This window comes from Kribbella sp. CA-253562 (genome assembly GCF_050942265.1).
Classification (GTDB): domain Bacteria; phylum Actinomycetota; class Actinomycetes; order Propionibacteriales; family Kribbellaceae; genus Kribbella.
Genome location: NZ_CP192050.1, coordinates 59,659 through 68,182, shown reverse-complemented (window position 1 = coordinate 68,182; position 8,524 = coordinate 59,659). Strand labels below are relative to the sequence as shown.

General features: G+C 68.4%; 9 protein-coding genes. All 9 read right to left on the bottom strand.

Annotated features, from left to right (window positions below; genetic code table 11):
* Positions 1-53 precede the first annotated feature (53 nt).
* Positions 54-470, bottom strand: a complete 417-nt coding sequence (locus tag ACQPXM_RS41505) for a single-stranded DNA-binding protein (RefSeq protein ID WP_432951302.1) — start codon at positions 468-470, stop codon at positions 54-56.
* Positions 471-564: 94 nt separating this feature from the next.
* A complete protein-coding gene (locus ACQPXM_RS41500; protein WP_432951300.1) occupies positions 565-858 on the bottom strand; it encodes a ParB family protein in 294 nt (97 codons plus the stop codon).
* Positions 859-1,280: 422 nt separating this feature from the next.
* Complete coding sequence (locus tag ACQPXM_RS41495) at positions 1,281-1,916, bottom strand: hypothetical protein (RefSeq protein WP_432951298.1); 636 nt, start codon at positions 1,914-1,916, stop codon at positions 1,281-1,283.
* A gap of 56 nt (positions 1,917-1,972) precedes the next feature.
* A complete protein-coding gene (locus tag ACQPXM_RS41490) occupies positions 1,973-2,752 on the bottom strand; it encodes an ArdC family protein (protein WP_432951296.1) in 780 nt (259 codons plus the stop codon).
* 240 nt (positions 2,753-2,992) lie between these two features.
* Positions 2,993-3,280: a hypothetical protein gene (locus tag ACQPXM_RS41485; RefSeq protein WP_432951294.1), complete on the bottom strand. Its 288-nt coding sequence runs from the start codon at positions 3,278-3,280 to the stop codon at positions 2,993-2,995.
* Between the two features lie 47 nt (positions 3,281-3,327).
* Entirely contained in the window at positions 3,328-4,401 is a 1,074-nt protein-coding gene (locus tag ACQPXM_RS41480) for a hypothetical protein (RefSeq protein ID WP_432951292.1), read from the bottom strand.
* 32 nt (positions 4,402-4,433) lie between these two features.
* Positions 4,434-5,003, bottom strand: a complete 570-nt coding sequence (locus ACQPXM_RS41475; protein ID WP_432951291.1) for a hypothetical protein — start codon at positions 5,001-5,003, stop codon at positions 4,434-4,436.
* 415 nt (positions 5,004-5,418) lie between these two features.
* Positions 5,419-7,719 (bottom strand): type IV secretory system conjugative DNA transfer family protein, encoded by a 2,301-nt coding sequence (locus ACQPXM_RS41470; RefSeq protein WP_432951289.1) that lies wholly within the window; start codon positions 7,717-7,719, stop codon positions 5,419-5,421.
* A complete protein-coding gene (locus ACQPXM_RS41465) occupies positions 7,712-8,500 on the bottom strand; it encodes a hypothetical protein (protein ID WP_432951287.1) in 789 nt (262 codons plus the stop codon). The genes ACQPXM_RS41470 and ACQPXM_RS41465 overlap by 8 nt, the downstream gene beginning before the upstream one ends.
* Positions 8,501-8,524: the final 24 nt, after the last annotated feature.

Below are 8,524 nucleotides of genomic sequence, written 5' to 3'. Positions count from 1 at the left end.
GAACAGTCCTTGTCTCGCTTTGGTGAAAAGGCTCCTGCGGTCGCTTCGCAGTTCTAGGCGTCGGCCCACTGCGGATCCGCCACCCCGGTCGGCGCGCTCTGAGAGTTCGTCGTACCTGGCTGCGCGGTGTGGCTTCGCGGCTGGTCGCCCAGGGCCGGGCCGACGTACCGCGCTTGGATCAGGCGCCGGCTCTTCTTCTCCTTGGTCTGCGGGTCCTCCCATGCCTGGTTGCGCAGTTCGCCCACGACGATCACCTTCGAGCCGGTGCGGAGGTGAGCCTTGACCGCTTTGGCCGGCTCTCCCCAGATCTGGACGGGCCAGTAGACGGGCTCGGTCTCCACCCATGTGCCCTGGGCGTCGCGGTACCGGTCGCTGACAGCGATCCGGAACTCGGCCACGGACTTGTCGGTGGTCGTCGTGCGCAGCTCGGGGTCGGCGGTCAGGTTGCCGACGAAGTGGTGCTCGGTCATGACGAAGTCCTCTCGGAGTAGCTCGCTGGCTGGTGGTGAGGTGTGGTGGATCGGCCGCGAGTAGTTCCGAGGTGGTCGGTGGGGACCTGGACGGCTACTCCACTGCCTTGCCGGGTCGGGGCGCTCGGCCTCGTCCGCGGCGATGTACCGATTCCGGCGGCGGCGGGAACGGCCGGCCGCCGTTGCGTTTCTTCTCGAGCCGGGTGACTTCCTTCATCACTGACTGCACGATGAAGTCGCTGAGGTCCGCATAGCCCTCGAGCCGGCCGACGGCCGCCTCGCAGTTGCGGATGCGTGAATCCTCGGTCTCGTCGTAGATCCAGGCCTGGATCCGCCACTTGTCGCGCGTCTTCTTCGCGGCGGGCGGGGTCTCGGAGTCGTCGCTCACGGCGGTGGATCTCTCTAGTTGGAGTGCGCGTCGGCACTCGGTCTCTTATTGTCTCCATTGTCTCTCTTTGTCTCCTGACAGATTGGGACGCTAGCGGGTGTCGCAGGTCCTGGTCGCGGTTTTTTGGACGAATTGCAGGTTGTTGCAACGGCCTGAGCTCTGGCTCGGCGGGCTCGCCGGTGGTACTGCAGCCGGCGCGGGAGGCTACGGCACCGCGCCCCCTCTCCCGAGCTGTCCGGCAGCTGACCATCGAGGCCAGCCACCCGCGGGCCAACTCCTGAAGGTGTCGTTCCTTTCAGGTGGTGGTTCTTCGGCCGGTCGCTTTCCGACCAGGCCGGCCACCGCGCGGCAGCTCGGAGCTGAGGGGCTCAATGCCCCGAAGATTCGACTACCGCCGCGCTGGGTCCCCTTCTGAGCGCCCCTCACGCCGCAGCCTCCTCGGTCTCGCCGATCGCCTTGAACCGCAGCACGGCGGCAATCTCAGCCTCGGCGGCGGCTATCTCGGCTTGCGCCGAAGCCAGCTCATCGCGGGCGGACCTGATCCGGCGCGCCCGCTCGGAAATCACCTCGCCGACGACGGCACGCGCGGCGTGCAGCCGCAGCGCGTAGTTTTCGGGCAGGCTCAGCCAGTGGTAGGCCAAAGCATCGATGACGAGCGCGGTACGGCGTCGCGTCGCCTCGGGAGCGGGACCCGGCCCGGTGGCCCGGCCGACGTACATCCTTTCGCCGGTGAGGCGCTCGCGGCGGAGCTGCTCAAGGTTGACCCCGACGGTCCCTAGCAGCTCAACGCCGTTCACACATGGCAGGTCGGCGCGGTGCCGGTGGTGGCTGTAATACGGGTCGCCGCCGTCGCGGCGGCCGAACTCGACCCGCAGCCGCTCGGAGTCCTGATCGATGAGTGCCGACCCTTCACCCGTGCGCGGCTCGATGCCGAGCACGAACACACCGGAGACCCATGCGGCGTTCACCCGGTAGGTGGTCACGCCGTACCGCCAGTCATGGGCGAACTCGGCCCGGATCAGTCCGACTTCGTCGGCCTGGATGTTCACGCGCTCCACGGTGTGTTCCTTTCTGGCAGCGGCGCGCCCGGCCCCGTGACCGGGCGCGCCTGGGATCAACGGACGGTGATGGTGGGGACCTGGTCGGCCTCGCCGGTTGGTCGGGCGGCTCGTCGGGCCGCGCTCTCAGTGGCCTTCACGACAGCGATTGCGGCGATCTCCTGGGCGAGCTTCGACAGCACCTCGGCCGAGTCGGCCGCCTCGGATACTGCGATGCTGGCGGCTTCGTGGTCGACCTCTACCGCGCCCGTCGGGAACACGTCTTCGGCCCAGATGCTGACGTTGTAGCCGTAGCGCTCGGCCTGGTCGGCGAGACTCTGAAACAACGTCACCTCGCCCGCCTCGTCGGCAATGACGTCGGTCTCTTCCGGTCCCTCGGTCTGGGAGATCTCAAAAACGGTCATCACCCGGAACCGGGTTTTTCCGCCTTCCTCCTCCCCGGCTGCCTCCTCGCGTGGAAGCACAATCGCTTCTACCGCGTCGGCCTCGTTCGGCTCCTGGCCTCCGTCGCGACCGCGCGGCCGCACGATCTGAAGCCCCTTCTCTCCCTTGCGGACCTGGCGGCCCCGGCTTTGCCAGCCCTTGAAGGTGTCGACCTCGTGCAGGGACATCCCCCGCTCGGCGGCCTGCTTCATCAACAGGGCCTGATTGCGCAGGCTGTAGGACAGCAGGCGGCTACCGCCGCCCAGCAAGGCCGCGACCCGCGCGCCGAGCTCCGGATCGGTCAGCGCTGCGTCAGCCTCCGCCGCTAAGGCGGCGTGACGCTCCTGGAACGCCTGGCGCTGCTCGTCGGTGTAGGTCTTGCGAGTCTTGCGACGGGTCTTGGTGGTAGCCATCTCTGGTGATCCTTTTATCTCTTGAAGTCTCTTAAATCTCGTGGGCAGATTCTTGTTCGACCGCTTCGCGCGCCCGACGGACTTGACCCAGCAGTAGGAATTCCTCGTGCGCCAGCTCTTCACCGCGCGGGCAACGCACGCGGTGCTTGCGCATCCCCTTGCGCGTCCGCTTCAACTCGCGCTCCAGGACCGCGAGGTCCTTTTCCGCTTCCGTCCTGCGGGTGAACAGCCGAAGCCGCCTCACTGCTGGCCGTCCTGGTCGTCGGCCTCGTCGTGCCGGGGGGTGCCGTCCTGCCACTGGTCGGCCTCGTAGCGCTCGGCACCTTCGGTGAACCCGGAGACGTACGCGCAGCATTCGACTGCGGCGTCCGAGTACCTTTCCCAGGCGCGGCGCGCGGCCTCGTCGGCCAGTGACTCGCCGGACTGGCCGTAGGCGGCGGCGTAGTTGGCGGCGCTCCAGCCTTCGTCCATCCCCCGGGCCTCAGCCTCGGCGCGGGCGGTCCCGCTGGTCTCGTCGGTCTGCAGCATCTCAGGTTCTCCTTCGTCTCTTGTCTCTTATTATCTCTTATTGCCTCTTAAAGGTCAAGCTGGATTTCGGGAGCGATCCGGTAGACGTAGGCGAGATCTTCGCGGCTCTGCAGCCGGTGTGATCCGCCGATCTCGGTCACGAACGGCCGCAGTTGGTCGCTGGGCTCGGTCACGGCTTCGGTGCTGACCCAGTGCACGACGCGGCGGCCGCGCAGATCCTGGCCGCGAGTGATCACCCGGAATTGGGTGTCGTGCTCGGTGACGATGTCGCCCTCGCTCAGTTCGGCGTAGTGGACGCGCTGGGCCTTGGTCTGGCCACGCAGGGCGGTCACGAACTCGTCCAGCAAAACCCGGGCCTCGGTCTCGTACCAGGACAGTTCCTCTTCGTACCTTTCCTGGCGGTCGTCGTCGCCGTCGATGGCCTCGGCCATCGCTGCCAGCTTCGCGCGGGTGGGCTGTAGCGCGTCGTAGGACTTGAGGCAGGCGGCGAGCGCTGCGGGGTCGTGGGGCTGGAACGGCTCGGGCTCCGGTGCGGGCTGGGTGTCGCGGTGGCTCGTCCAGGTCGCCCAGCCGAACGCGAATCCGGCGCGGTAGTCGGCCGCCAGCGGTCCATCGGGGTATCCCCCGTTGCCGTGTTCCTCGGCGAGCTGTTCGCGGACGGCGGCGCTGTCAGGTCCGGCGGTCCGGGCTGCGTGGTGCCCGGCGGCGCGGCCGTTGGCGTCGGCGTCGAGGCTGGCCCGGATCTGCTTCTCACGCTCGCCGTGCGCCCGCTCGGCTGCGGCCCAGGTGCTTTCGGTCTCGATTCGGCCGGCCTGCTCCACTCCCCCGGACATCTGCGTCTTGGTCACCCAGGTCACGAGGTGGCGCAGTTCGCGCACGTCCCGGTTGCCTTCGGCGTGGCCGATGTCGGCGAGTAGTTCGCAGTGATCGACCGCGCGGCCTGCCGCGAACGCGCCCAGGACCCTCCCGGCCACACCGGCCAGGACGGACGACTGGAACCAACCGGCGATCGTCACCGCAGCGGCGTCGGAGATGTAGCGCTGCTGGCCGTTCTCGACCTTCCACAGTTCGGTTTCAAGGTCGGTGGTCAGGAGGTGGGTTTCACGTACTTGGATCTTCATTCGTCGTCGCCTCTGTCGTTGGTGGGAACAGGTCAGAAGGGGTCGCGGGCACCCAGCCGGACCGCGATGTCTTCGGCGAGCTGCTCGCCGGTGGTGTCGGAGATCCATGCGGCGAGCTGGCCGAGTTCGGCGGCGGGCGTGATGCAGGCTTCGCGGGCGATCGCGTCGATCAGCTCGTCTACGTCGACCTCACAGCCGGAGGCGAAGGCGGCGAACACCGCGCCGTATCCTCCGGGGGTCTGGTACAGGCTCGCGATCGCTGCCGCTTCCCCGTCGCTGATCTCGGCGACCCGCAGCCGCTCGGCTTCCATGCCGCCGGACAAGAGCTGTCCCCCGCGAACCTGGATGGTCAGCGGCGCTGCCGCCTCCTCGCAGGCGCGGGAGCAGAAACCGGAGCTCGTGCGCGCGCCGCCGGGACGGTCGCACACCGGGCACTCGCTGCCCCATCCGTCTTCGATGCAGCTCGTACACAGGCGGCTGCCGGGGCCGGAGGCCTCCCGCGGGCTGGTGTGCAGGTAGCCGTCCACACACCAGCCGGTCGACGGCTTGTCGGATCGCGGGGCGTCGGTCCAGCTGTTCTCGGTGTTCTGCTCTGTGCTCATACTGAAAGTTTACTGTACTAAAGATTCTTTAGCAAGCTAAAATCTTGTTAGTGAGGTAAACCACATTGGGTTTCGTGATACAGGCTCCGACCGCTGTTGAAGGTGTGTCTCTCGTTGGTCAGGTGCCCACTGGGGGACCGCGCCGAGTGGTCGCCCGGAAAGGGTCTGCCCGACGCAGGAGGGATCGAGCTTGCTCGACCCTTGGAGGGTGGCCGCTCGGTGTGGTCGGCTCTGCCCACCTGATCGACGAGAGACACACCGGCCCTTCCCCGGCTCTCAGCAGGTTAGGGCGGGGTCCGGGGCAGAGCCCCGTTCACTTCACCCGCCACCCACCAACCCGTCCTCCGGCCGGCTATCGGCCAGGGTTGCCGCTGCCGGCCGGAGGTGGAGGTCGTTCCGACGTCGACCCCGAGGGTCAGTCGTCGGTCTTCTTCCTGAACCACTGCTCGGTCGGAGGCGGCCAGGCCTGCGCCGCCGGCTCCTTGGCTGACTCGGCCGCGGGCTCTGGTGCGGCCTCCGAATCGGGTGTGGTCTTGGCCGACGGGCCCTCGTCGTCGGCTTGGACCAGGTCGCCGAACAGTTCCGCGAGCTCTTGCCCGGTCAGCCCCTCCCCCGGATCCGGTGCACCCCCACTCGGATCGACTGGTTGAGCAGCCGGCGTCGCAGCGGCCTGACCGGCGTCGGTGAGGTCCTGGACCGGCAACGGGAGCGGTGGTTGTCGCGCTGGTTCAGGTCCGGGGGTCGGCCTGGGTGCACGTGTCGAGGGGACCGCGACGACCGGCATCCGCGGCGGTGGCGCGATGTCCACGAGCGCCTCGGTCTTGGTCGGGTGGGCTGTGATGACGATCGCTTGGCCCCGGCCGAGCGACTTCAGCAGGTTGGGGTGGCGGACAAACTCGTCGACCGCGCGCAGGCTGCCGACGCCGGTAGCGGCGGTCTTGGTGCCGAGTACGTCGGCGTCATCGGAGACCTGGAGGGTCTCCTTGTAGACCTGGCGGGTCCCGATCCACTTGGCCCAGTCGTCGGCGGCTTCGCCTTTTTGCTGGTGGAGGATGACGACGTTGCCGTTGGTTTTGACGGCTTCCTCGAACTCGGGCGAGACCGCTCGCAGGTCGGCGACGCTCTGGGTGGAGATCGCCGCGATGATCCCGGCGCCCCTGGCTCGGGCGTAGAACGCCTCGAGCGCGGAGCCGCCGAGGGCGGAGAACTCGTCGACCACGACGAAGCAGGACCGGCCGGTGTAGCGGAACTTCTCGGCCTGAAGGCGGCCGCCGATGTTGGTCAGGTCCTGCAACGCGAGGTTCCCGATGCGACGCGCGGCCGCCTTGTCGGTGGCCGCGTCGAGGCTGAACACGACGTAGTCCCCGCCCTGGATCGCGTCGTACAGGTCCAGACCGCCAGGCTGGTCGACCAGGACGGCGCCGGCCGCGGACTCCGAGATCGCGGCGTACCGGTGGTAGATGCCGCTCAGGGAGCGCGCGAAGTCCTTGTCCTCGCCGCCTTCGACGACGATGAAGTTGTTCAGCAGGTCGGCGGTCTGCGGCGACAACTCCGCCACGACCCGCGACATCCGGTCGGGGTGCAGCAGCCGCACGAGGTCAGGCAGGTCACGCCGCCAGGCACGGCGGCGCCGCCCGTCGACCAGCTGGACTTCGCGGTCGACCAGGTCGACGAGGGCTCGGCAGGCCAGTTGCAGCCAGCGGGTTCCGATAGCGCGGTAGTACGGCTCGGAGAAGCCGCCATCGGCCGAGGCCTCTTCGGACTGCATCAGCTTGTTGCTGATCTCGTCCGGCGTACCGTGCTTGAGCGGGTTGTAGCTGCTGGTCGCGCCGCGGCCGTCGAGGGTGATGACGTGCAGCCGCTTCCCGGCAGCGGCCGCCATCGCGGCCCGGTCTTCAATGACCTCCACGTCGCCCTTGAGGTCGAACATGATGTGGGAGTTGCCCAGGTGCCGAGCAGTGTCGGCACCGGTCGTCTCCCAGGTCAGCCGGTTGATCGTCGTCGTCTTGCCGAACCCGGTCGGTCCGATGACCAGCATGTGCATCAGGACCGCCGCGCCCTCGAGCTCGTACACCGACGCGTCGGAGGCTCGGCCGCCGAGCCGTAGCCTCAGATCCGCGGTCGACGCCGCCCGAGGCGCCGGCACCGCTCCCGGCACTGGCTGATCGATGGCGGCCACCGTGGCAGCCACCGCCGCGGGGTCTGCCAGCGGCGTGATCTCGCGGAAGTCGGCGTTGTAGCGCTGCCGGCGCCACAGAACGAACAGCGCGATCGAGATCGCGCCGACGATCGAGATCGGCAGCTGCTGCAGCAGCCAGACCGGCCAGCGGTCGGCCGCGGTCGCGCTGAGCGCCTCCAGGTGGCCGCCGACGCCCGCGCCTTCCGCGCCGCCGATCAGGGGCGCGGAAAAGCTTCGCCAGGCCTCGATCCAAGGCTGCAGGTACAGCCGGTACACGGTTCCCAGGACGACCACCGTGGTCGGCAGGACGGACCAGAAGAACAGCTTCCGGGCCGGCAGGGCCCGAAGCGCTGGAACGCGATTGGCAGCCACGACGGCTGCCACTGTCAGCACACCGGCTACCGGGTTCAGTAGCGCGAGCACCATCAGGATGCCGCGGCGGATCGCCTCGACATCGGTGGTCTCCTTGTCGGCCACGGTGCCACGGCGTGGCAGCAGCGGCCTGTTGTCAACCTGCCCCCGCAGTTGATCACTCACTGTAGGCATCCTCTGGTGGTAGAGCCCGCCCCAGCGAGGTGGAGGTCGCAGGACGAGGAGAGATGTCGCGCCACGGCTGGACGAAGATCTTGCGTGGCCGGCCGATCTCGGCGGCGGCCGCGTTGGCCTCGGCCGCCGCGGCCTTCACGGTCGCCTCAACTTGGGGCACGGCGTAGTACCGCACGCCCGTGATGTGGTCAGCGTAGATGTAGGCCATCATCAGGCGGACCAGCCGTCGGCTGTCCTTCCTGGAGGCCTCGAGCTCGTGGGCCCAGGTCTGGCCCTCGGGCGAGACGCTGACGAGGTCGGGGTAGAGCCATCGCAGCGACCGCCCGGTCCCCATCATCCGGACGGAGTATTTCGGGTCCTTCAGGACCCCACCGTCGGGGGTCTCCAGGCGACGGATTTCGCGTTCGGTGACCAGCTGGTGGCTGGGCTTATCCACAGCCACCTGACGGGCGATCATGATCACTTCGTGGTCGTGGCGGAAGTCGGCCAGGCGGGGCTTCAGAACGCGGCCGGCCACGCCGGCGACGTTCATGCCCTCGCGGGTCAGGGACCAGGCGCTCGGCAGGTCGTGCACCATCCGGTGCATCTCGGCCAGGCCGATCTCCTTCAGGCCTCTCAGGCGCCGGTCGACCACGGTCTTCGGGGCCGACTCGCCGCGGCCAGCGAACTCTGCCGAGACCTGCACAGACGTTGCCCCACGCCATCGGCCGATCCACGCCAACCAGGCCACGTCCCGCTCCGTGACCTGCCACCGCTTACTCACGCCCTGCATCCCGGCCACCTACTGCACCTCCGC